This is a genomic window from Mycolicibacterium flavescens, from assembly GCF_001722335.1.
GTDB lineage: Bacteria > Actinomycetota > Actinomycetes > Mycobacteriales > Mycobacteriaceae > Mycobacterium > Mycobacterium flavescens.
The window spans coordinates 219,885-242,184 of the sequence record NZ_MIHA01000007.1 but is presented as its reverse complement, the minus strand read 5'-3'; the positions used below and the strand labels follow the sequence as shown (position 1 = coordinate 242,184).

The 22,300-nt window shown below is 65.1% G+C and carries 20 protein-coding genes; 8 read left to right on the top strand and 12 right to left on the bottom strand.

The window, feature by feature from the left end; genetic code table 11:
- The first annotated feature begins 40 nt into the window (after positions 1-40).
- Complete coding sequence (locus BHQ18_RS12225) at positions 41-784, top strand: hypothetical protein (protein ID WP_131815679.1); 744 nt, start codon at positions 41-43, stop codon at positions 782-784.
- Complete coding sequence (locus BHQ18_RS12220; protein WP_069413860.1) at positions 757-2,733, top strand: MATE family efflux transporter; 1,977 nt, start codon at positions 757-759, stop codon at positions 2,731-2,733. The genes BHQ18_RS12225 and BHQ18_RS12220 overlap by 28 nt, the downstream gene beginning before the upstream one ends.
- Positions 2,734-2,750: 17 nt before the next feature.
- Here the strand turns inward: BHQ18_RS12220 and BHQ18_RS12215 are convergent, their stop codons facing one another.
- From BHQ18_RS12215 to BHQ18_RS12180, 8 genes are all read right to left on the bottom strand, one after another.
- Positions 2,751-3,293 (bottom strand): acyltransferase, encoded by a 543-nt coding sequence (locus BHQ18_RS12215; RefSeq protein ID WP_234794157.1) that lies wholly within the window; start codon positions 3,291-3,293, stop codon positions 2,751-2,753.
- Positions 3,294-3,636: 343 nt separating this feature from the next.
- Positions 3,637-4,851, bottom strand: coding sequence for a hypothetical protein (locus tag BHQ18_RS12210; protein WP_069413858.1), 1,215 nt, complete (start codon positions 4,849-4,851; stop codon positions 3,637-3,639).
- A 103-nt stretch (positions 4,852-4,954) separates the two neighbouring features.
- Positions 4,955-6,187, bottom strand: coding sequence for a right-handed parallel beta-helix repeat-containing protein (locus BHQ18_RS12205; RefSeq protein ID WP_131815678.1), 1,233 nt, complete (start codon positions 6,185-6,187; stop codon positions 4,955-4,957).
- A 63-nt stretch (positions 6,188-6,250) separates the two neighbouring features.
- Positions 6,251-7,066, bottom strand: a complete 816-nt coding sequence (locus BHQ18_RS12200; RefSeq protein WP_084294027.1) for an SGNH/GDSL hydrolase family protein — start codon at positions 7,064-7,066, stop codon at positions 6,251-6,253.
- Positions 7,063-8,418 carry a hypothetical protein gene (locus BHQ18_RS12195; protein WP_131815677.1) on the bottom strand — a complete coding sequence of 452 codons (1,356 nt, stop codon included), beginning with the start codon at positions 8,416-8,418 and terminating at the stop codon, positions 7,063-7,065. Before BHQ18_RS12195 ends, BHQ18_RS12200 begins: the two co-directional genes overlap by 4 nt.
- A 13-nt stretch (positions 8,419-8,431) precedes the next feature.
- Entirely contained in the window at positions 8,432-9,631 is a 1,200-nt protein-coding gene (locus tag BHQ18_RS12190) for a YveK family protein (protein WP_069413854.1), read from the bottom strand.
- Between the two features lie 55 nt (positions 9,632-9,686).
- Positions 9,687-10,478, bottom strand: a complete 792-nt coding sequence (locus BHQ18_RS12185) for an SGNH/GDSL hydrolase family protein (protein WP_109789267.1) — start codon at positions 10,476-10,478, stop codon at positions 9,687-9,689.
- On the bottom strand, positions 10,475-11,779 hold the full coding sequence (locus tag BHQ18_RS12180; RefSeq protein ID WP_165614553.1) for a hypothetical protein: 1,305 nt from the start codon (positions 11,777-11,779) through the stop codon (positions 10,475-10,477). The genes BHQ18_RS12185 and BHQ18_RS12180 overlap by 4 nt, the downstream gene beginning before the upstream one ends.
- Before the next feature lie 698 nt (positions 11,780-12,477).
- Between BHQ18_RS12180 and BHQ18_RS12175 the strand changes: the two genes are divergently transcribed.
- Complete coding sequence (locus BHQ18_RS12175) at positions 12,478-13,191, top strand: hypothetical protein (protein ID WP_069413851.1); 714 nt, start codon at positions 12,478-12,480, stop codon at positions 13,189-13,191.
- A 263-nt stretch (positions 13,192-13,454) separates the two neighbouring features.
- Complete coding sequence (locus BHQ18_RS12170; RefSeq protein ID WP_069413850.1) at positions 13,455-14,264, top strand: hypothetical protein; 810 nt, start codon at positions 13,455-13,457, stop codon at positions 14,262-14,264.
- 27 nt (positions 14,265-14,291) lie between these two features.
- Here BHQ18_RS12170 and BHQ18_RS12165 read toward each other — a convergent pair whose 3' ends face one another.
- The 3 genes from BHQ18_RS12165 to kstD form a co-directional block, all read right to left on the bottom strand.
- Positions 14,292-15,230: an MPT63 family protein gene (locus tag BHQ18_RS12165; RefSeq protein ID WP_234794156.1), complete on the bottom strand. Its 939-nt coding sequence runs from the start codon at positions 15,228-15,230 to the stop codon at positions 14,292-14,294.
- Positions 15,231-15,455: 225 nt separating this feature from the next.
- Entirely contained in the window at positions 15,456-16,316 is an 861-nt protein-coding gene (locus BHQ18_RS12160; protein ID WP_069413849.1) for an enoyl-CoA hydratase ChsH3, read from the bottom strand.
- A gap of 3 nt (positions 16,317-16,319) precedes the next feature.
- Positions 16,320-18,002, bottom strand: coding sequence for a 3-oxosteroid 1-dehydrogenase (gene kstD, locus BHQ18_RS12155; protein ID WP_069413916.1), 1,683 nt, complete (start codon positions 18,000-18,002; stop codon positions 16,320-16,322).
- A gap of 74 nt (positions 18,003-18,076) precedes the next feature.
- On the opposite strand from kstD, the gene BHQ18_RS12150 reads away from it, so the two are divergent.
- From BHQ18_RS12150 to trhA, 4 genes are all read left to right on the top strand, one after another.
- Positions 18,077-18,862: a 2-keto-4-pentenoate hydratase gene (locus BHQ18_RS12150; RefSeq protein WP_069413848.1), complete on the top strand. Its 786-nt coding sequence runs from the start codon at positions 18,077-18,079 to the stop codon at positions 18,860-18,862.
- Positions 18,863-18,876: 14 nt separating this feature from the next.
- The gene (locus BHQ18_RS12145) at positions 18,877-19,797 is read left to right on the top strand and encodes an acetaldehyde dehydrogenase (acetylating) (RefSeq protein ID WP_069413847.1); all 921 of its coding nucleotides are present in this window, start codon (positions 18,877-18,879) and stop codon (positions 19,795-19,797) included.
- Complete coding sequence (dmpG, locus tag BHQ18_RS12140; protein WP_069413846.1) at positions 19,794-20,849, top strand: 4-hydroxy-2-oxovalerate aldolase; 1,056 nt, start codon at positions 19,794-19,796, stop codon at positions 20,847-20,849. Before BHQ18_RS12145 ends, dmpG begins: the two co-directional genes overlap by 4 nt.
- 93 nt (positions 20,850-20,942) lie before the next feature.
- Positions 20,943-21,626: a PAQR family membrane homeostasis protein TrhA gene (trhA, locus tag BHQ18_RS12135; RefSeq protein ID WP_234794160.1), complete on the top strand. Its 684-nt coding sequence runs from the start codon at positions 20,943-20,945 to the stop codon at positions 21,624-21,626.
- Positions 21,627-21,645: 19 nt separating this feature from the next.
- On the opposite strand, the gene BHQ18_RS12130 is transcribed toward trhA, so the two are convergent.
- Positions 21,646-22,275, bottom strand: coding sequence for a DedA family protein (locus tag BHQ18_RS12130; protein WP_069413844.1), 630 nt, complete (start codon positions 22,273-22,275; stop codon positions 21,646-21,648).
- Positions 22,276-22,300: the final 25 nt, after the last annotated feature.

Sequence of the window (22,300 nt, the reverse complement as noted above, 5' to 3'; positions counted from 1 at the left end):
CGCGCGCAAGAACAGTCGCGGGCCCGGGTTTAGCCCCGGGTTGAGTATTGCGCCGGTTCTCCTCGCGGTGGCCCTGACCGCGGTGCTGGCCTCAGGGCTGTGGTGGGGACTTCTTCGCGGCAGCTCCCCCGATCCGGCAGGCACCCGTGCGAGCCTGGACTTCACCAGGATCGCCGACGGACCGCCGCCCACTCGGTTCGACACCGGACAACCCGCGTCGTCGTCGAAGTCGCCGCAGGACCCGGGATCGAACTTCGTGGTGCGCAACGGTCGCCTCACCTACCAGCCGACGACCAACGAGGTGTCGGCGGCGTACTTCAGCACGCTGGATATGGGGGCGCCGTTGACCTCCTTGGGTGCCAGTTGGGTCTTCTCGCCGAGGAAAGGAACCCTCGGAGCGATCGCGCTGCTTGTATCGCGGGGCCTCCGCGATGCCATGCCCCCGATTACTCCGCCAGTCCCAGTGCACTTCGTGGCCACAGCGCTGAACTGGACGCTCGGCGTCGCAAAGGACGAAAACACTCCGCTGGAGACCATCGCCGCCGGCGACTTCACAGCTCCGCTGCGGGAGGACGGCGCCACCGCGTACGCCGTCTCGATTCACATCAACGGCGACGAAGTGACGATCGACCTGCCTGATGGTGGAAGAACGACTGTGATGGACCCCCGTATCGCGGAATGGCGCGGCGACTACGCGACTTTCGAGGTGTACTCGAACCACGGGCTGACCGACTCGCTCGGGGGATTCGAGCGGGTGTGGGCGGACTCGACGGGGAAGCACTGATGCCGTCGATGTCGTTGGCCCGCTCGCGCGCAGTCTCCGGTGCGCTTGACCAGGTGTTCTCCAGCATCGGCAACGGCGTGATCATCTTCGCGGTAGCCGTGGTCTCTTCGCCCCAGGATTTCGGTCACATAGCGATCCTCATGACCGCGCTGGTTGCGGTGGTGGGTTGCCTACGCGGCGCGCTGGGCACGCCGTTGCTGCTCAAGGCGGATCAAAGCCGGGATCGCATCCGCAGTGAGGGGTCCTACGCTCTCGCGTCGGCGCTCGTCGTCGGACCCTTGCTGGCCGTGGCGATCGTCGCCTTCGGTGCAGATCTCGGCGCGGCGGCGGTATATCTGGGCGTCGCTTCGCCGTTCGTGCTCGCCCAGGACGTGTTGAGGTATGTCGCGATCGCCGAGGGGCGGCCATACGTCGCCGCAGTGTGGGACGGCGTGTGGTGTGCGGGCAGCATCGCCTTGCTGATTCTCACCTGGGTGCATCCCGAGTTCGCGACCATCTCGGTGCTGCTCGCGGGATGGGGGCTGTTCGCCGTCATCGCATGTATCGGCCTCCTGGCGAAACTGTCCATCGCGCCGCGACTGACCGGGTCGATCGCATGGTTGAAAGCGGGCTTGAGGCACCGCATCCGATATGGAGTTGACGCGGGGCTCGAACAGGTCACCGTCTTCGTCGTCCTGGCGCTGATCGCGGCGCTCACGACGACGACAATCGCTGCTGCTCTCCGTGGCGCCACAGCATTGCTGGCACCAATAGGTCTGTTCGGCAATGCTATTCAGCTCGTCGTGATACCGGAGAGTACCCGCAGATCAGCGCAACCAGTCGTGGTCTGGCGGGTGATGATGCGTATCGCTATCGTCTCTGCTCTGGTCCTCTCCGTCAGTGGCGCAATCCTAGTGATGTTGCCGAGCAGGATCGGGTTCCTGCTACTGGGCGAGACCTGGGATATCTCGCGGCAGATCCTTCCCGTGACCGTGCTGGAGTATGTCGCGACGTGTTTCGCGGTCGCGCTAGCGATCTACCTCCGGACCTTCAATCGGAGTGCGGACGCGCTGAGCCTACGGATCGCTATGACGGTCGCGGCGATCTCCGGCGCGATAACGACCGCGGTGATCTTCCACAACGCGGTCGGGGTTGCCTGCGGACTCGCAATCGGGGGGGTGCTGGTGGCGGGAGTCGCCTTCGCGCTCCTGGCGCCATCGCGGTCACGCACCCGCGCGGCGTCGGTGGACATCGCTGCGATCGCCGTACCGGTCAACGGCCAGGAACCGAGAGTGGAGCCCATGGGTGGCGGCCACGCAGAGTCGACAGCTACGGGATCTGAAAGCCAGCTCGGTGCGCGCTGGCCCGTCGTGCTGGCCAGCCTGGCCGCGGCGCTCGTCGTGGCCGGGTTGTTCACCGCTGCTCAACCGCGCGGGTACTCGGCCACCGCGATCTGGACCGTCGACGTACCCGGTACTCCGACGTCCATGGGTGCGGATCGCGACCAGCGCGCCCGTGCGTACCTGGACCTGTTCGCGCGGGAGGATCTGGCGCAGAACGTCATCGACTGGCTGGGATTGGCCGAGAGCCCACCAGAACTCGTCGAGCGGGTGACGGCCAATGCCGACGGCCATGCCCTCCTGGTCACCGTGTCCGTCGAGGACGACGCCCATCGTGCGGCGAACATAGCGAATGCGTATGGCGCGGTCTTCGACGACTTCGCCGCCGGCGCCGCCGCTGCCGGGACGGGCCCGAATCCAGCGCCGTTGGTCACGGTGGTGAGAGCTGCGCGTGCCGACGACGCCGCGAATGACGGGCCTTCGATATGGGAGCCGGCGGCAATCGGTTTGGCCGCCGCGTTGGCGGTCGGAGTGATTCTGGCGCGGATCACCGACCGTCGGGATCGCTTGCGGCGGAGGGGTGTCAGTGGCGTGAGACGTTCGGGGGCGGCGGACATCAGGATCCGCTGACGGGCCGCAGGACCCGGTCAGTTGAGCCGAAACATCGCGTCGTCGAAGGCCGTCACCGGTGTCAGGTAGGAGTCACGGTGCCACCAGGCGAATTCGCTGACCGGCCTGATCGGTTTCGCCGGGACTCCACCGTAGAGGTTGGCGGACGGTAACTCGGTGCCGCCCTTGGCCTTGACCACGATCGAGCCGGCGGCCAGCACCGACCGGTCGGGAAGGTGTGAATCTTTCAGCATGATGACGGCGGTACCCGTCATGGCGCCTTCGCCGAGCACGATTCGCCCGACGGTGGTCCGGTTGTTGGCCAGGTCTATCTCGTGACTCTGAAAGATGCTTCTGATGCCGCCGATTCCGGCGTAAGCCTTCAAAATGATCTGGCCGGAGCAGTCCAGGTAATGGCGGTTGGTCATGGCCGCCTGCTCCTCCAACAACAACAGGCCCACCAAGTCGCTGTATTGCTGGTATTCGCGGGCGGCGGTGATCTGGTTCCACGATCCCAGGAAGCACTTCTTGCCGATCTTCACCTTCGCCAGGTGCCGAAAGACGTTGAACGGTGAGATCACCGCCCCGTCGTCGATCGAGAATCGGCCGCAGCTGAGCACCAGGGTCGGCCCGATACTGACGTCGCGACCTATGTTGTTTCCCAGGCGCCGCAGGGCCCACATCTTGAACCCGTTGCTCGGCAGCAACCAGACCACCAAGGACAGAAAGGCGCTCGGCCTTGTTGATGTAGTAGAGGACACGCTCAACCCCCCGGTGGTTGCGTCACTCAGAAAACTGGTTCTTCCGACGGACCAGTGAACCGAACAATAGCAGCAAATGGGCCCCCGATATGGCGCTCTGCCGAATTCTCCCGCGACCGCCCACGGGGGCCTCCCCGCACACCGTCTCACGCGCGGGCCACTCCTACTCCTGCGAGTAATGGCGCCGGTAGATGATGACCGCAGGCACTACGAACGCAAGTGGATTGGCAACTGCTGCACAGACGAATCCGAGGATCAAGCTTCCGTCCACGCCGCCGGCGACGTACCCGAGCGCATATCCCGCCCCAGTTGCGGCCACAAGGAACGCGCGGCCCACCGTAGCGGTGGTGTGGTGGCCGAGCAATCTCAGCACCATGCTGTCCACGCCGGCGAATCCGGACGTCAGCGCCAATGCGCCGACCAGAACGGTACCCACGATCAGCGAATGATTGTCCGCACCGCGGAAACTGAACCCCGTGAAAACCAGAATGACAACGACGAGAGGCACCACCGCCAGCGAGAGGACGGTCAGACGTATCGCACTTCTGCGTCCGTGCCGGATCAAACTCGCTGCCTGAGAATGGGACTCGCGGGTCGCGCCGTCCGCCATCAGGTTGGTCCAGGTTGCCGCCATGATCAGATTCAGGGGACCCAGCAGCGTCTGTGCAATGCGCACGCCGCCGATGTACTGCGAACTCCCGACGCCGCCCAGGACGATCATCGGTATCGACGAGACAAGCTGCCCGATCAGGAAATCAGTAAGTATCGAAGCGGCCGGCCGCCAGAACCGCACCGGCGACAGGTGCGCGGAGACGGCGGGCAACCGGACCATCAAGTAGAGCACGTTCGTCAGATATGTGATGTTGACGAAGAGGAAGAACGATTCGGGCGCCTGAGTCCACCACAGCACTGGGACACCCAAAATGGTTGCCGCCAAACGCAACACGTCGCTGCGGGCTACTGCCCATCGTTCGTCCAGCGCCATCCCGCGCATCCGCAGCCACTCGGACATCACGGGCAATGTGCTCGCGAGAGCGAGCAGTGCCAGCCATCCCGGTTTGGCGACGCCGAGCACGGCGGCGGGCACTACGAAACTGACCGCGGCGGCTCCAGCGCCGACCGACGCCGCTCGGATGTGAACGTGCGCACCTGGATTGTTGCGTGTCTCGAGCAATGCCGGCAGAAACAGGAACGACCGGATGGCTCCGGTGGAGATGAAGGTGATCAGTATCAACAGTGCGAAGGTGGTGAAACTGTCCGGCGGCATCGCTGACGCCGCCATCACCATCGCGAGGGCACCGGCACCGCTGGCGCATACTTGTGCAACAAAGAGCGGTTGTGTCGAGAGCTTCTGCGCGACAACGCTCATCACGCTCATGCCTCGGACTCCGACCCGGTGAGTCGAAACGCCGCCGCGCGTGATCAACCACATCAGGCATTGTCACCTTGACTCATCGGCCGCAGAGCGCGGTCGGGACTCTTCACCGTCCCGCCGGCGGGTGGTCGCTCACCAGAAGTCGCGGTAGCGGACCGGTATATCCCGTGGCGCGTAGCAGCGGCCCGACGTAGTTGCTGTGTCCTCCGTTCCGCAGTGGCATGATCGTCGACAGGATCGGCGCCCCCGAGTTACCGGCCATGGTGACCGGCCCGTATGTGGACCCGACGACGTTCGATGTGGTGGACCGGACCAAGGGGATCGGCGCGCGATCACCGATGCCGTTGGCGAATACCGCCGTGACCGTGTGCCCGCCTATCCAGTTCGTGGACGGCTTGTCGAGCAGCGGCCACCTCTCGTCGTTCATGCGCCCGTCCGTCTCGTCTGCATACACGATTCGGAGGTCCCGCTCGTCGAGGAATTCATTCCCGAACTTGCATCGCGTGATGACCATTCCAGCGCCGCAGTTTATTTCGTCCACAGACAGGGTGAACCACACATCGATTCGCGGAACGCCCTGCTGCCCTCCGAACCGGAGAAAATCGCAGTTGTGAATGTAGGTGTTGTTACCCCCGCGGCCGACCTTGATGTGTACGCGGTTGGCGAGGAATGCGTTGTTCGCGATCGTGGTGCCGTCAGTCAGACCTGACAGGGCGATGCCCATAGACGTCAGGTAGTTCGATCCCCTGAAGATGTTTCCCTCTATCTTCCAGTAGGGGTGATCCACGCTGTTTGTCGAGATGCTGGCACCGCTGTAGTTGATGAACGCGCAATCGCTCACCGTATGGAAGTCGGTCACGTTGATGCCGTGGAAGCGATTCTTGACGTGGCCAACTCCGCCGTTGAATCTGATTCCGCGAAGCGTCAGGCTCAACCACACCTGGTCTGAATCGATGAACGTGGTCTCCGGCCCGAGCGTGACAGTGGTTCGGCCTTGGCCGGCGCCGACGATGAAGGGCGCTGGGTGGTCGATGCCGGGGCCGTGGTAGGTATAACTGCCCGGCGGAATGTAGACCGGTTTTCCGGTCGCCACCGCGGCGCGCACGGCATTCGAACAGTCACGTCGGCCAGAAGGGTCGGCGCCTCCGTCGAAAGCGGCGTCCGTCACGACCGCATAGTCGATGGTGGGGTAGTCGCGCGGCGGATCGCACTGGAAGTAGTCCTGCACTGTCGGCGGCGGCGGGGAATTGGTGGTGCAACTCGAGCCGCCGACGACGGCGGCGACTGTCAATCCCGAGACCATCAGATGGCGGCGAGATATGTCCGAGTTACGTGTCACCGCTGCACCACTCCTGGATGGCCGGTGAACCTACGTCGGTGCACACCATAGACGTATCCACCTTCATCGGCCGCCGGCGCGCACGGGCTGCTCGGCCGCCGCTTCCCGTTCCTGTTGCGCCCGCGTCAGCTCGGAACGAATGACCGGCAACAGCCTTTCCGACATATACACATGGCCCATGTCGGTGGGATGTACGCCGTCGTCGCCGATCAGTTGTGGCTCAGCCGAGAACCACCTGTCGGCTATCGGATCTACGAATGTGGCTCCCGCTCTTGCGGCTTCGGCCCGCACGATGTCACGAATCTGGAGGACCGCCGGTGAGGGCTCAGAATCGGGCCATACGGGGCCCACGACGATCAGTTTCGCCCGGGGTGCTCGCGCCCGTGCGGACTTCAGCACATCGCGGACAGCGACGGCCTCGGTGTCTCGCGGCGCGATCTGGTCGTTCGTCCCTCCGAAGATCAGCACGATATCTTCTGGAGCTTCGCTTCCCCCGTCTGCCGATATCGCGCTCTGCAACGCCTGCCCGAAAACCGTTCCGGACAGGCCGCGTGTCACATAGCCCGACCCCCCGGCAGCCGACACAGTTGCCGTGATGTCGACACCTTCTCTGCGAAGTTGGCGCAGCGCCAATTGGGTCCAGTTCTTGTCTCCCTCGCCGCCCAGAGGGGTCCCTTCTGTGTAGGAGTCTCCGATTACCAGCATCTCTCTCGGGTTCTGGGCTGTGATCGGCGCCTTGGTTACGGTCGGGAGCGGTTGATCTGCGCGCGTAGCTGCGATGCCGGCAGCGCCCACGATTACGACGACGGCGAGAATCAGAGCGCCTATCCCGGTCTTGTTCCAATGCCTGTCTGTTGGTGCTTTGGCTTTGTGACTCATGTTCGGTCAACTCCCGCCAATTGGCGCCGAGAGCTAGTCAGCCTCCCCGAATGACCGCTTCTGGCTCCGTCGTCGGGCACTTCCGGCGGCCCTTTCCCTTGATCGCCGTTGTGTAGTCCCTCCCACTGCCGCGTACGCCGGAGCAGAAAAGACACGAAGAAGAGAAAAGCCGCGATGGAAACGAGTCTCCAGACCATACGAGACGAGTACTGGGCCGACAGTGCACCGATCATGGCGGCGGTATAAATTGGCACGAACCAAAGTGTTTGAAACTGGCTTCGCTGAAGGTTGTGTGCGGTCTTGCCGGACATCCAGCCAATGGCGCCGAACAGGAGGAATTGGCCGATCCAGCCGGCTGCATCGAACCAGGTTCCGGCGAAAGAGAGCGGCACCCATTCATAGGGCCAATAGCGTTCGAGTTCGGCCGGTTGCGCGGTTCCGGGCAGGGCATTGGCATTCGCCACCAGCACGTCCAATCCCACCTCATAGGTTGCGGACTGCTCGGCGATGGGAAACGAGACGAAGACCGAGGATGCTAGCTGCTTGAGCGGGTACAAGTACGAATCGGTCGACGCGCGTGCGTCTGCAAGTGTCACTCCCACGACATTCGGAAGATTGAGAATGCCGTGCGGTATCGAGCGAGATAGCAAGCTGATACTGAACACAACAACAGCGGTAGCAAGAAGCGTGAACGCCGCCGCGATCATGGGTAGATGCAGTCGTCGTCGAGAAATCTCGTGGTGAATTATCAACATCGCGCCCACGATCGGGAAAGCCACCGCGGTCCGACTGCCCTCCACGGTCGTCGCGAGGAACCACAATGCGGCGACTGCCAGCATGAGCAAGCGCAGCCTTCGATTTTTCTCGACAGCGATCAATGCCAGGCAGATCAAACCGACTATCAGGCCGCTAGGCCAGAACACGCGCAGGATGAACGCATTCCCGTCGAACTCGCCATAGACTGGTTTTCTGACGATGCTCGGGCCCTGTCCGAGTAGAAACCCGATCAGGCTGATCGTCGCGGTGGTGACAATCGCAATCGAGATTTTCCTCGATGGAGACCAAGTATCGCCGGTGCGCACGATCTCCTGCGTTCGCGGGACCGCCAGCGATGACAACGCCGCCCCGATGGTGGCCCACAGGAACGCGGTCACCGCTTGCGACTCGGCGAACGAGGCCGACCTCACGGTGGGGCTCAGACCTGAGCCACCGCTCCACTTGGACCAATCCCAGACCGGGCCACCGAAAGCCATGAGCAGCATGATCAACGCCAAGACCGTCGGGGCCCACGCCGCACTCGTCCACTTGACACTCCAGTACACCGCTGCGGCAACCGAAATCAATGCCAGCACCAGGAGTTGGAGGTTACTCATCGCGGGTAGGGCTCTCGCGACGCGGACCGGTGCCGGCCTCTAACAACTCGGGCGTTGGATGAGTGTCTCCGGGGGCACCGTCAGAGGCAACACCGATGACTTCATCATGTCTCCTGGCGTCCTTCGCGCTTGTGCGACGGGCGCTGATGACGCCCTTGACGGCAATTCCGTTCAAATTCAGCAGCTTCTGCAGCTGAACGACGTCTTCGACCAGGGTCGTCCGACGCGCAACGATCACCGCAGTTCTTGAACGCAATGCCAGAGCGGCGATCCGGTGGCTGTCGTCGAGGAGCCCAGGAGCGTCGAACACCGTAATGGTGTGCGGATCGTCGTCACCCCCGTTCGACCCGACCGGATCACCGGATTTCACACGTGTGCACGCTATCCCGGCGCCCCGCAGGGACCGCGTCAGCTCGCTGGTGAATTCCTCAAGAGCATCTGCCCGCCTGGCGCCGGCGAAGATGACCTGCCGTGTTGAATGGGGTGCCGCGAAGAGCATGGCTCCGAACTTCAGGATATCCGCGGGGTCGTGCCCTACCTCTGCGATGAAGGATGTCGGCATTGCTCTGCGGAGAGCTCCGATGTTGCGTGCGGTGGGATTTCGGGAGCTCCTTCTGATGACATATGCCGACGCGGCACCGGCGAACAGGACGGTGCAGAAGATCAACGTCAGCCAGGGCTGCAAACCGCCGGAGCCTTGCGTGATTTCGGTCGGCCCGGCGACCGAAACCAGAGCAGAGCCCTCTCGCAGGCCGCTGTTCTGCTCTACCGACCGCGCAAATTCCGGAAGCTGGTCAACGTAGGCCTTGGCCAGCGAGTGCGCTGCCTCCGGGGAAGAACCTCGTGCCTCGATCTCGAGGAGAGGTGCCTGATGGACGCGGATGGCGTCAATGCTTTTGACCAGCGCGGCCGCGGGTTCAGAGCTTTTCAGCTCCTTAGCCACGAGTCCGGCGAGTTCGTCACTCTTGATGAGCTGAAGGTATAACTGCGTGCGGTTGTCGGCGTACTGGTCGCCCATCACCGCGTCCGTAGGGCTGCTACTGATCGGCGGCGCGACATACAGGGTCGCCTTCGAGGTGTAGGTAGGGTCTGCGGCGAAGGCGATGAAGTAGCCGACCAGAGCTCCACACACCGCCGCTACCGCAACGAGTGGCCAGCGCTTGCGGGTAAGCCAATTCATGCTATTGGTCACGTCGATACCCCTGTCTTGTCGAGCTGGACTCGCCCCACCCGGTCATCAATGCCGGCTAGGTGGTGTTCGCGCTCAGTGCCTGGAGAAAGACCGGATACAGATGCTCGGCGATCCGCGCGTTCGCGAGGTCGGTCGGGTGCATGTTGTCTGCTCCGACCAGTCCTGGCTCGCCATTCGTGAACCACCTGTCTTGGATCGGGTCGACGAAGAGGGCGTCCACTTTGGCGGCGGCGTCGCGGACAGCATCCCGCGTCTTGAGGATGCTTTCGTTCGGCTCACTGTTACCCCAGGTGGGACCGATGATGATCAGTTGCGCTTGAGGCGCCAGCGATTCGACAAGGGTGTAGGTCTCGAGCGCGTCCGCCGTGACCTGATTCGGTTCTGCGACCACATCGTTCCTGCTTCCAGATATCGAGACCACCCGCGCATCCGGTGTGACGAGGCGTCGTACTTGCTCAGCGAATGTCGGACTCGGCCCGCGGACCACGTACCCCGAACCTCCGCCGCTGCTGTCCACCACAGTCCTCAGCGGAATAGTCTTCTCAAGGTTCGCGGAGAGGATTGAGGTCCAGTTCTTTTCCCCCACACCGCCTTCGGCTGACCCGTCGGTCAAGTCCCCGATGAACACCGCCAACTCCTTCGCCGACGGCGATTCGGACACCGGCGTCGCCGCCGACGGTCGTTCAATGGCTTGTGCGGATACCGCTGTCTCACGCATCTTGTCGGTCACTTGACTGGCCAGTAGCGTGACCGTCACCGCCAGCACCACCACCACGACGGTGGCAAACCTGCTCGTGCTCAGCCGGCTTCCCGCTTTTCTCAACCGTCCTGTTGCGCGCATCGTCATGACGCATCCGATGGTGATACGGGCCGGGGATGAGAGCTGTTCGACGTGGTATGCGGACCCGAAGCACCGTGTACGACCTCGGCGAGAACATTGCTGTCGTCACGGTCATGCAGCGGCGCACCGATCACGTAGACCATTCCGATTATCGGAGTGTCCATTGCTTCGAGGATCAACTTGGCTTCAAGGACGTCCGACACGAGCGATTCACCTTCGGTGACAACGATCAGCGCCGAATCGGCGATTGCGGTCAAGGCGACCGCAGTCGATGAGTGAGCGATCGACGGTCCGCCGATGACGAGGTGCTCATCGCGATCGCCACGCGGGACGCGGCCGTTCTCGTTCCTGCTGTCGATGAGCAGGGCGTCAAGGGAGGTGCTTTCGGTACCGACGCCCATCTCCAACAGGTGATCGGTACCGGTCCGGTGGATGCATTCTGTCCACGTGCGCGATCCGTTGAGCACATCGGACAATCCGAATCCGGTTTCGCGCCGGTTCCCGGTGATTGCATTGACCAGTGTGGTCCGACGTCCACATGCCGCCAGCCCTCCGGCCAGACCTCTTGCAATGAAACAAGTCTCGAATCCACGGTCGACGCCCACAACCAGCACCCTTTTCGTGTCGAGCTGGTTGGAGACCACACATCCGACGGCGAGTCGGCGGAAAGCGTCGTCCAGCGCCGAGGCATTTTCCGTAGCCGTGATCGACCCGCAGTATCTGAGGCCAAGGCGTCCAATCTGGTTTGCGCTCTTGACAACCGGATCCGTTCGATCGCGGTAGACAGCGAGCATCGTCCCCAGGACAAGCCCCAGCAGTGCCGCCAGCGTCGCGTTCAGCGCAGGGTTGCCCACCCGCGCAACCGTCGGGGGGTCGCCGCTGAGCGTTATCGAGGACAGTGATCCGTCGCGACCGCGTCGCTCGATCTCGGTGACATACTCCTGCAGACCCTGTTCGGCGGCGAAGACCATCTGAACCGCGTCGTTGGCGTTCGGTGATTGAGCACTGACGATCACCATCGGGAGCCGGGAGGAGATCCGCGCGTCGACGGAGTCCTGAATGGTTGCAGCGGAGATGTCGCCGTGGAGTCGCTTCGACGCCCGCGCAGCAACTTCCGGGCCCTTCAGCAGCTGCGCGTATGTCGGGGCCCGTTCTACGGACACCTGCTCGCCATGGAATGCGTCGGTGCCGGTGCTCAGGCTGCCGGAGGTCGAGATGATGACCCTGCCCTCCGCCTTGTACGAGACCGGGCCCGCCAACGACCAGCCGAGCGAGAGTGAGACGCAGACCAACGTCGCGATTGCCACGATTCGCCAACGTTGGCGTAGGACGCGACAGAGTTCCTGGATTTCCATATGTCCCCCAGGTCAGTGTTCGCAACTTCGCGAACACTCACCGACCGATTGACTCGGACGTTCCGAACAGGAAGAGCCCAGACCCGACTGCGAGTTCCGTCATGCGGACCCTGCACCGGGCCTCTCAGCCCGTCTCCACCCGAGTCGATGTTTCGCACACCGTGCCGGCACCCGTCCTCCCTACGGTTTGCCATTCCCTGCACCCATGATGCAGATGGCGCTAGTCTATTGTTTGCTAAATATGTAGTCAAGCGACACAAATGAATTTAAGGCGAAGTTCGCCCGAGATTGTCGAGGTTTCCGGTTCGCTCCTTAGGTGGCTCGAGCGGTTGTCACACGCGATCCCGCGGGCAGCTCCAAATTCTCTGATGCTGAGGACAGCAGCGGCACGAACGCTACATTGAATGACCAGTTCAGAGCTGGCAAATCGGTGCGTTATCGGCCAACGCTCGGCGGCAGCGGTGGGTACGGCTGCGCGACTGAAGGCGGCCGATAGTTCACAACTGTGGGCGGACTCAGACGACGTAGCCTAGCCGTTATAGCAACCATTTTGTGGAAATTTGCGTTATTGACGAATAGTTGCTGACAGGCCTTTGTGCCTCAGTCGGAAGTCTATGGTCGCTTGAATCGAGGTCTTCCGAGGAGTTGAAATGCGAAGAACGCTCGCCGGCATCATCGCTACCTGCGTCGTAGCCGTGCCCCTCGGATGCGAGACCGTCATTCGGGCCGAGGGCCCGGGTCCCCCCGGGGGCGGACCTCCATGCGACAACGAGGCGGCGCGCGAACCCTTCTACTCCACCGGTTTCCCCGTCGATGAACTCCCGATTTCCGAGGGCGGCGCCTGGTCTCGCGCGGGTGCTTCCTGGACTCCCGTCCAGACACAGAACGGGGTCGCGCACGGCACGCAGACCGGCCAGGGTGGTTTTGACGATTCCTATGCACGCTTGTCCGGATTTCCCCCGGACCAGCAGGCCTGCGCGGTGATCCACAAAGACTCTTCCGGCGGTTACGGAGAGGTGGAAGTTCTGCTCCGATGGAGCGATACCTCAACCAGCGCGAAGGGCTATGAGGCCTTCATGCATACCAATGGTATGTTCGCGAAGATTGTTCGCTGGAACGGCGGCTTCGGCGACTTCACCTCCTTGGCGCACGTCGATGCGGTGAGGGTTCCGCAGGATGGCGACATCCTCAGAGCCACGGCTGTCGGTGATGTCATCACGCTGTATCTCAACGACGAATTGCTCGTCCAGGCGACCGACCCGACGTTTCCTACCGGTGATCCCGGCATGGGGTTCTACAAGGACGCCCACGGCGGGCCACCGTCGGGCTACGGATTCTCCGGCTTTACGGCGACCGGTTACTGACAGCGAACCGCTGTGGAGCCATGGCTGGGGTTCGCCAGCGCTTCTGTTCTCGAAACAGATTACGCAGCAACCTGATTGCCTGAGCTGCAGATGTTCCGGCAGATGCGGTCGACGCGACGTGGCAGTCGCACATGCGTCGGCAGCCGCGACGACCAGGGTGATGCGACCGGTCGGACTTCTTCCGGGCTTCGGCCTCTGTCACCTACTACCCTTGAGACTTCATAGGGTTGAGACGTGAAAAATACGCGCACGGAGGTAACGGCGTGAGTTCCGCACTGCCACCCGAGCAGCCTGGGTCACCGGCGCCCGATGAGGACGCTCCTCCGCTGGAACCGGATGACGCGGACACCGGCCCGGTCGAGACGGCCGCGGCGGAACCCGACCCGGACGGCTGGGGACCGCAGTGGGACGACCCGGCGCCTGCGCAGAGCACCTGGGCGGAGCGGTTCGAGGCGCCGCTGACCATCAGCCCGCGCACCGTGCAGCGCCAGCGCGATCCGAAGCCGTTCGTGATCGGCGCGGCCGTCGTCGGTGTCGTGGCCCTGGTCGGTGGCCTTGTCTTCTGGTGGACGACGCGACCGCCGTCACAGGACCCCGAACCGCTCACCGCGCAACCCTCGACGTCGGCGACGCCGGAGCCCGAGAACGCCGAGGAGTCGGCGCAACTGCTCAGGCAGGTGCCGAAGGGCTATCCCGCGGGCTCGTGTGAACCGGTTGACCCCTCGGAAGACGCTCTGGCACAAGTGGTTTGCGAACGCAACACCGATCCCGGCGGGCCCGTGTCAGCGACCTACACGCTGGTCGGCGACCGGTCCGCGCTCGACGCCGGATTCGGCGCGGCGATGGCCGGGGCAACGCGGGTCAACTGCCCGGGAAACATCCAGTCACCCGGTCCGTGGCGGCGCAATGCGACGCCCGACAGGATCAGCGGCCAGTTGTTCTGCGGGCTGCAGGACGGTCAGCCCGTCGTCGTCTGGACGGACGACGTCAAGATGACGGTCAGCGCCGTCCGAGCGGGGCCCGAAGGCCCGACCTTCCCACAGCTGTACGCGTGGTGGTCATCTCACTCGTGACGGCGCTGACCGGTTGAGCGCGTTCCGTCAGGGAGCGGGGGCGTAGATCACCGGCGTCGGCACCTCGTCACCCGCGGGGACCGGGGTGCCCTGGCTGCCCGCGGGCAGCGGTGCGCCTTCGGTACCGGCGGCAGGCGCCGGAGCGCCCTGGGCGGGCGGGACGGGAGCGCCCTGAGCGGGCGGGACCGGAGTGCCCTGGGCGGGCGGGACCGGCGTGCCTGCGGCGGCCGGGACGGGAGCGCCAGACGCCGCCGGAGCCGGCGCACCCTCAACGATCGGGGTGCCCTGGCTGCCTTCCGGAAGTGGGGTGCCCTGGCTGCCTTCCGGCAGCGGAGTGCCCTGGCTGCCCTCGGGCAGTGTCTCGGTCGCGGCCGGAGTGGCGGTGCCCTCCGGTGTCTCGGTCGCGGCCTCGGCAGGCGCGGCGCTCGCCGGGCTCTGCGCGGGATAGCTGCGGTAGGTGGATGGCGACGAACCGGTCGAACTCGAGGCCGGCGGCTCCGTCCACACCAGCAGATCCTGTCCGCCGGCGTTGTAGACGACGGTGTCCGGCGCGGGACCGGTGACGTCGAAGTAGATCTTGCCGGAGGTCTCCTGGCCCTGCGCGATCGTCGCCGGGTTCACCCCCTGCGGAGTGGCCGCACCCCACAGCGCGCGGTAGGTGGTCCCGTCGCTCGCCCTGACGTTGAAGTTCGACACGATCGGCGTCACCGAGCCCTGGATGGCCTGATCGGTCGCGGTGACCTCCCACAACGTGCCGGCCACCGGATGCGGAATCGTGTCGCTGCTCTGCTTGAGGTCGGTGACGGTCCAGCCTTGAATCACGGTGCCGTCGACCAACTTGCCCTGACTGCCCAGCGTCGTCGTCTCCACGGCGACGGGTTCGGCCTCGGCCCCGGCCAGCGGCGCCGCGATCATTCCCGCGGTCGCTGTTGCGGCCAACATGCTGGTGAACTTGCTGATCTTCACGATGTGCTCCAGACTCGTCCGATTACAGGGATGGTCACCACTGGAAGCGAAACTATCAGGTCAGGTGGCGTTTGTGGACCGCGGATCGATTGCGGCCGTTGGCAATCGGCACCTGCGGGACAGCCGCGGGCAATTTTACCTTCACTCACGCAAGCCGCCTGGCGTTGCTGTTCTTGTATTTTCGCCCGTTACGGGCAAACTCGATTGCCGGGCTGATCGCGCGGCTCAGGCGGGTACGAACTCCACACCGGCCAGCGCGACGGCGTCGTCGCGTTCGGGAACGGTCACCGTCGCGACGTATCCGTCGCCGTCGGCCCAGGTGCGGACTCTGAGCGTCTCGCCGGGGAACACCACACCGGCGAAGCGGGCGCCGTAGCTCGCCAACCGGCCGGTGTCCGCGTCGAGCAACAGGTCCACCATCGCCTTGCACGTCATGCCGTAGGTGCACAGGCCGTGCAGGATCGGGCGCGGAAAACCGGCCGCCGCCGCGAAATCGGGATCGGAGTGCAGCGGATTGCGGTCACCGCACATCCGGTACAGCAGCGCCTGCTGCGGTGAGACCGGGATCGACAGTTCGTGATCGGGTGCGCGGGCCGGCGGCTCCGACGACGTCGACGGGCCGCGCTCACCGCCGAATCCGCCCTCACCGCGGGCGAAGATCGAACGTCGCTGCGTCCACAGCAGCGTGCCGTCCGGATCGGTCACCGTCGTCTCCGACCAGATCACCGCGGCCTTGCCCTTGTCCCAGATGTCGGTGAAGCGGGTGACCGCGATTCCGGTGCCCGACGGGGGGATCGGGGCCGGCGCGGACACCGCCTCGCTGGCGTGCAGCACCTTCGACAGCTCGATGTCGATACCCGGGAACTTCACCGTCGGCGGCTCGGTCATATGAAAGCTCTGCGCCACATTGCCGAACGTCGGCAGCACCTGCGGGGTGTCGTCGGTCAGATACCGCAGCTCGCGCTTGTCCATCGGGTCGGTGCCCGCACCGAGCCCGAGGTGGTAGAGCTGGATATCGCTGCTGGTCCACGAGAACTCGGCGGCGGGAAGTTCCGCGCCGAGAGCCTCGTCGAGATTGATGGGCATGCGTCAACCCTTTCCGGCAATGTGAAGCGCTGCCAGGTAGCCGAAAGTCATCGCCGGGCCGATCGTTCCGCCCGGACCGGGGTAGGTGTGACCCATCACCGGCGCACTGACATTACCTGCGGCATAAAGCCCTTCGATCACCGAGCCGTCGTCGCGCAGCGCGCGGCCGTGCACGTCGGTGACGACGCCGCCCTTGGTGCCCAGGTCGCCGGGCACCATCTTGGCCGCGTAGTACGGCGCGTGGCTGATCTCGCCGAGGTTCGGGTTCGGCTTGTTGGTCGGGTCGCCGTAGTAGCGGTCATAGGCGCTCTCGCCGCGCTTGAAGTCCTCGTCCACGCCGGTGCGGGCGAAGCCGTTGAACCGCTCGACGGTCGCCTTGAACGCCTCGACCGGCAGCCCGGTCTTCTCGGCCAGCTCGTCGAGGGTGGCAGCCTTGACGATCACGCCCGATTCCAGCCACTTGTTCGGAATCCGCTGTCCCGGTTGCAGTCCGGCGAAGATGTAGCGGTCGCGGTACTGCTGGTCGAACACCAGCCACGCCGGGATGTTCTCGCCGGGGCCAGCACCCTGTCCGTATTTGCCGCCGTACATGTGGTGGCACGCCTCGACGTACGGCATCGACTCGTTCATGAACCGCTTACCGGCCATGTTGACGATGATCGAACCGGGCGAATTCCGCTCGGACAACGCGAACCACGGCGCACCGGGCAGCGGCACCGTCGGCCCCCACCACGCGTCCTCCATGACATCGAGCGCCGCGCCCAATTTCTCGGCCGCCAGGATGCCGTCGCCGGTGTTGGCCTTCGCGCCCACCGTCCACTCGGTGGTGATCGGGGCGCGCTGGTATTTCACCCGCATCTGCTCGTTGTGCTCGAAGCCGCCGGACCCGAGGATCACGCCGCGACGGGCCCGGATCAACTCGGGCTCAACGGTTTCCGGTGCATTCACGTCGCGCACATAGATGCCGCGCACCACGCCGTCCTCGACGTACAGGTCGGTCAGCGCGGTGTTGAGCCGCACCGGAACACCGGCCTCGCGCAGCCCGATCCGCAACGGCGCGATCAACGCGCGGCCCATGCCGACCAGGTTCTTGCCCGCGACCTTGCCCCAGGTCGCGCGGACGCCGACCTTCAGGCTGCGCAGCACGCCGCGGGGATGGCGCTTGAGCTGGTTCAGGCGCACGTAGTCCTGCTGCATCACCACCATGTTCATCGGCACCTTGCCGTACGGCGGTTCCAGCCCGGGCAGGTCCGGGCCGAGCTTCTTGGCGTTGAACGGCTTGGGCTCCACCGAGCGTCCGGTGGGCTTTCCGCCCGGGGTCTCCGGGTAATAGTCCGAGTAGCCGGGCACCCAGCACAGCTTCAGCGGCGAGTGCTTGAGCACGAACGACAGCATCTCGGGTCCGCGTTCGAGGTAGGTGTCGATCTTCTCGGCGGGCACCACGTCGCCGATGATGTGGTGCAGGTACGTGCGGGCGGCATCGGGGGTGTCCTTGACGCCGTCGCGCTTGAGCACCTCGTTGTTCGGGATCCACACGCCGCCACCTGACCGCGCAGTGGAACCTCCGTAGTGCGGCGCCTTCTCAACGACTATCGTCGAGAGACCCTGGTGAGCTGCGGTGAGGGCGGCAACCATGCCGGCCGCGCCGCTGCCCACCACGACGACGTCGTACACCTGTCCGGTCATGTAGAACACGTTATAGAATTGCCCGGCCGACCCACAACTGCGCCGGTCGACGAAACGAGGGGACTTCACCGCCGATGCTCAGTTCCGACGTGCGCGAACAGCTGGCCGCCGACCTCGCCGAGGCCGAACGCACCCGGGTGCCGATCTCGCCGCTGACCGACGGCCATCCCGACATCGACGTCGTCGACGCCTACGAGATCCAGCTGATCAACATCCGCCGGCGCGTCGCCGAGGGCGCGAAGGTGATCGGCCACAAGGTCGGGCTGTCGTCCAAGGCGATGCAGCAGATGATGAACGTCGACGAGCCCGACTACGGACACCTGCTCGACGAGATGGCCGTCTTCGAGGACCGGCCGGTCAAGTCTGCGGACTATCTGTATCCGCGGGTCGAGGTGGAGGTCGGGTTCATCCTGGCCGACGATCTGCCGGGTGAGGGGTGCACCGAGGACGACGTACTGGCGGCGACGGCCGCGTTCGCGCCCGCCATCGAGTTGATCGACACCCGCATCACGGACTGGAAGATCAAGCTGTGCGACACGATCGCCGACAACGCGTCGTCGGCGGGTTGGGTGCTCGGCCAGAATCGGGTGTCGCCCAAGGACATAGATATCACCGCGATCGACGCCGTGCTGACCCGCAACGGCGAGGTGGTGGCCAAGGGCCGCAGCGATGCGGTGCTGGGCAACCCGGTCACCGCGGTGGCCTGGCTGGCCCGCAAGGTCGACAGCTTCGGTGTCCGGCTCAAGGCCGGTGACATCGTGTTGCCGGGGTCGTGCACCAAGGCCTTCGACGCCACCCCCGGCGCCGAGTACGTCGCAGACTTCGCCGGGCTGGGCTCGGTGCAGCTGAATTTCGAATGAGCGAGGAGCGAGTTATGCCGGACAAAATGTCCGTCGCGATCGTCGGATCGGGCAACATCAGCACCGATCTTCTCTACAAGCTGCTGCGTTCGGAGTGGCTGGAACCGCGCTGGATGATCGGCATCGACCCGGAGAGCGAGGGCCTGGCCCGCGCCCGCAAGCTGGGGCTGGAGACCTCGCACGAAGGGGTCGACTGGCTGCTGGCGCAAAGCGAGAAGCCCGACATGGTCTTCGAAGCCACCAGCGCCTACGTGCACCGTGACGCGGCGCCGAAGTATGCCGACGCCGGGATCCGCGCGATCGACCTGACGCCCGCGGCGATCGGGCCGGGCGTGATCCCGCCGGCCAACCTGCGCGAGCACCTCGACGCGCCGAACGTCAACATGGTCACCTGCGGCGGGCAGGCCACCATCCCGATCGTGTACGCGGTCAGCCGCGCCGTCGAGGTGCCTTACGCCGAGATCGTCGCGTCGGTGTCGTCGGCGTCGGCCGGACCGGGCACGCGCGCCAACATCGACGAGTTCACCAAGACGACCAGCGCCGGTGTGCAGAACATCGGGGGCGCCCAGCGCGGCAAGGCGATCATCATCCTCAACCCCGCCGAGCCGCCGATGATCATGCGCGACACCATCTTCTGCGCGATCCCCGAGGACGCCGACCACGACGCGATCACGCAGTCGATCAAGGATGTGGTCGCCGAGGTGCAGACCTACGTGCCCGGTTACCGGCTGCTCAACGAACCGCAGTTCGACGAGCCGTCGGTGGTCAACGGTGGTCAGCACCTCGTCACCACGTTCATCGAAGTGGAGGGTGCGGGCGATTACCTGCCGCCCTACGCTGGAAACCTGGACATCATGACCGCCGCGGCGGCCAAGGTCGGCGAGGAAATCGCCAAGGAGTCCCTCGCCACAAGCTCGGCAGGAGGCCAGGCATGAGCACCCAGGAGATCTACTTCAACCCGATCTGGGACGTCCGGATGACGGACACGTCGCTGCGCGACGGCAGCCACCACAAGCGCCACCAGTTCACCAAGGACGAGGTGCACGCGATCGTCGCCGCGCTGGACGCCGCCGGGGTGCCGGTCATCGAGGTCACCCACGGCGACGGACTCGGTGGGTCCAGCTTCAACTACGGGTTCTCCAAGACCCCGGAGCAGGAGCTGATCAAGCTGGCCGCCGAGACGGCCAAGGAATCCAAGATCGCGTTCCTCATGCTGCCGGGTGTGGGCACCAAGGAGGACATCAAGGAGGCGCAGAACAACGGCGGCTCGATCTGCCGGATCGCCACCCACTGCACCGAGGCCGACGTGTCGATCCAGCACTTCGGGCTGGCCCGCGAACTCGGTCTGGAGACCGTGGGCTTTTTGATGATGAGCCACACGATTCCGCCGGAGAAGCTGGCCAAGCAGGCGCGGATCATGGCCGACGCCGGTTGCCAGTGCGTCTACGTCGTCGACTCGGCGGGTGCCCTGGTGCTCGAGGGGGTGCGGGACCGGGTCGCGGCCCTGGTCGCGGAACTGGGTGACGACGCGCAGGTGGGCTTCCACGGCCACGAGAACCTCGGGCTCGGCGTCGCGAACTCGATCGAGGCCGTGCGCGCCGGCGCCAAACAGATCGACGGGTCGTGCCGCCGGTTCGGGGCCGGGGCGGGCAACGCGCCGGTGGAGGCGCTGATCGGGGTGTTCGACAAGATCGGCGTCAAGACCGGAATCGACTTCTTCGACATCGCCGACGCGGCCGAGGAGGTCGTCGCACCCGCGATGCCGGCCGAGTGCCTGCTGGACCGCAACGCGCTGATCATGGGCTACTCGGGGGTGTACTCCAGCTTCCTCAAGCACGCGATCCGCCAGTCCGAGCGCTACGGCGTGCCCGCGCACAAGCTGCTGCACCGGGCGGGCCAGCGCAAGCTGATCGGCGGCCAGGAGGACCAGCTGATCGACATCGCGCTGGAGATCAAGCGCGAACAGGACGCCGCCAAGACCGGCTAGCTAGCGCGCCTGCGGCCGCCGCATCCGGGGCTGCACTACGCTCACAGTCACGCGGTCCTTTCCGGTTCGATCGCCTCTGACGACGGAGATGCCCTGAGCGACCCCCTGACGGCAGTCGCTGCGGCCCGCGTCGCCGATCTCAAGCCCCGCGCCCGGGGCTGGATCCATCTCGGTGCGGCAGGCGTGGCGGCGGTGGCCGGCGCGGCGCTGGTATCGGTCGCATGGACCGCCGCGTCACCGCGAGCGGGCGGGGCCGCGCTCGTGTACGTCCTCGCGATGGTCGCCATGTTCTGTGTCAGTGCGACCTACCACCGCGTGACCTGGGCGTCCGCGGCGGCCGAGAAGTGGATGATGCGCCTCGACCACTCGGCGGTGTTCGTGTTCATCGCGGCCACCTACACACCGCTCGCGCTGATCGCCATGCCGCCGCGCAGTGGGGCGATCATGCTGACCATCGCGTGGTCGGGGGCGGTTGCGGGCGTGGTGCTCAAGATGCTGTGGCCGTCGACGCCCCGATGGGTCGGGTTGCCGCTGTACCTGATGCTCGGCTACGTGGCGGTCTGGTTCGCCGAGGTGCTGCTGCACGGCGCCGGGTTCGCGGTGGTGGCGCTGCTGGTGGCCGGCGCGGTGCTCTACAACGTCGGCGCCCTGTTCTACGGCGCCCGGTGGCCGAACCCGTGGCCGCACACGTTCGGTCACCATGAGCTGTTCCATTCGTGCACCGCCGTCGCCGCGGCTTGTCACTTCGCCGCGATCTGGCTTGTCGTCGCCCAGTAGGACTTTTGCGGCGACGGGCCTAGCCGGTTCGGCTGCGCCGCTTCTGCACCAGCCACCCCGCGATCAGGGCGGCGGCGACGGCCAGCACCGCGTACTGGTAGCGAGATGTCCAGGTGGACACGGTTTCCCAGTTGTCGCCCAACTGGTAGCCGGCCACCACGAGCAGGCTGTTCCAGGCCGCGCTTCCCGCCGTCGTCAGTGCCAGGAACCGGACGAACGGCATGCAGTAGATCCCGGCGGGCACCGACACCAGGCTCCGGACCACCGGGATCATCCGCCCGAACAGCACCGCCCAAGACCCGTGCCGACGGAACCACGCTTCGCTTTTCGTCAGGTCGTCGTCGGAGAAGAACGGCAATCGCTGCGCCAGCCGGTGAACCCGGTCGCGTCCGAGGTGGGCGCCCACCAGGTACAGGACGATGGCGCCCACCACGGAACCCACTGTGGTCCCGACGATGGCTTCCCACAGCGGCATCTCGCCCCGCGCCGCGGACAGACCCGCCAACGGCAGGATGATCTCGCTCGGCAGCGGCGGGAAGACGTTCTCCGCGGCGATGACGGCGCCGGCGCCGATGCCACCGAGGCGCTCCATCAGCGACACCGCCCAGCCGGCCACACCGCCGACCGTCGCGGCGGCATCAACGGTCATGGTGCGGTCCCCTCCTTGGCGCGAA

Excerpts from the sequence above, each read along its gene's own strand:
- BHQ18_RS12160 (WP_069413849.1), bottom strand. The coding sequence starts at position 16,316 with ATGCCCATCAATCTCGACGAGGCTCTCGGCGCGGAACTTCCCGCCGCC.
- BHQ18_RS12175 (WP_069413851.1), top strand. The coding sequence starts at position 12,478 with ATGCGAAGAACGCTCGCCGGCATCATCGCTACCTGCGTCGTAGCCGTG.
- BHQ18_RS12210 (WP_069413858.1), bottom strand. The coding sequence starts at position 4,851 with ATGAGCGTGATGAGCGTTGTCGCGCAGAAGCTCTCGACACAACCGCTC.
- BHQ18_RS12200 (WP_084294027.1), bottom strand. The coding sequence starts at position 7,066 with ATGAGTCACAAAGCCAAAGCACCAACAGACAGGCATTGGAACAAGACC.
- BHQ18_RS12145 (WP_069413847.1), top strand. The coding sequence starts at position 18,877 with ATGCCGGACAAAATGTCCGTCGCGATCGTCGGATCGGGCAACATCAGC.
- dmpG (WP_069413846.1), top strand. The coding sequence starts at position 19,794 with ATGAGCACCCAGGAGATCTACTTCAACCCGATCTGGGACGTCCGGATG.
- BHQ18_RS12150 (WP_069413848.1), top strand. The coding sequence starts at position 18,077 with ATGCTCAGTTCCGACGTGCGCGAACAGCTGGCCGCCGACCTCGCCGAG.
- kstD (WP_069413916.1), bottom strand. The coding sequence starts at position 18,002 with ATGACCGGACAGGTGTACGACGTCGTCGTGGTGGGCAGCGGCGCGGCC.
- BHQ18_RS12130 (WP_069413844.1), bottom strand. The coding sequence starts at position 22,275 with ATGACCGTTGATGCCGCCGCGACGGTCGGCGGTGTGGCCGGCTGGGCG.
- BHQ18_RS12185 (WP_109789267.1), bottom strand. The coding sequence starts at position 10,478 with ATGACGATGCGCGCAACAGGACGGTTGAGAAAAGCGGGAAGCCGGCTG.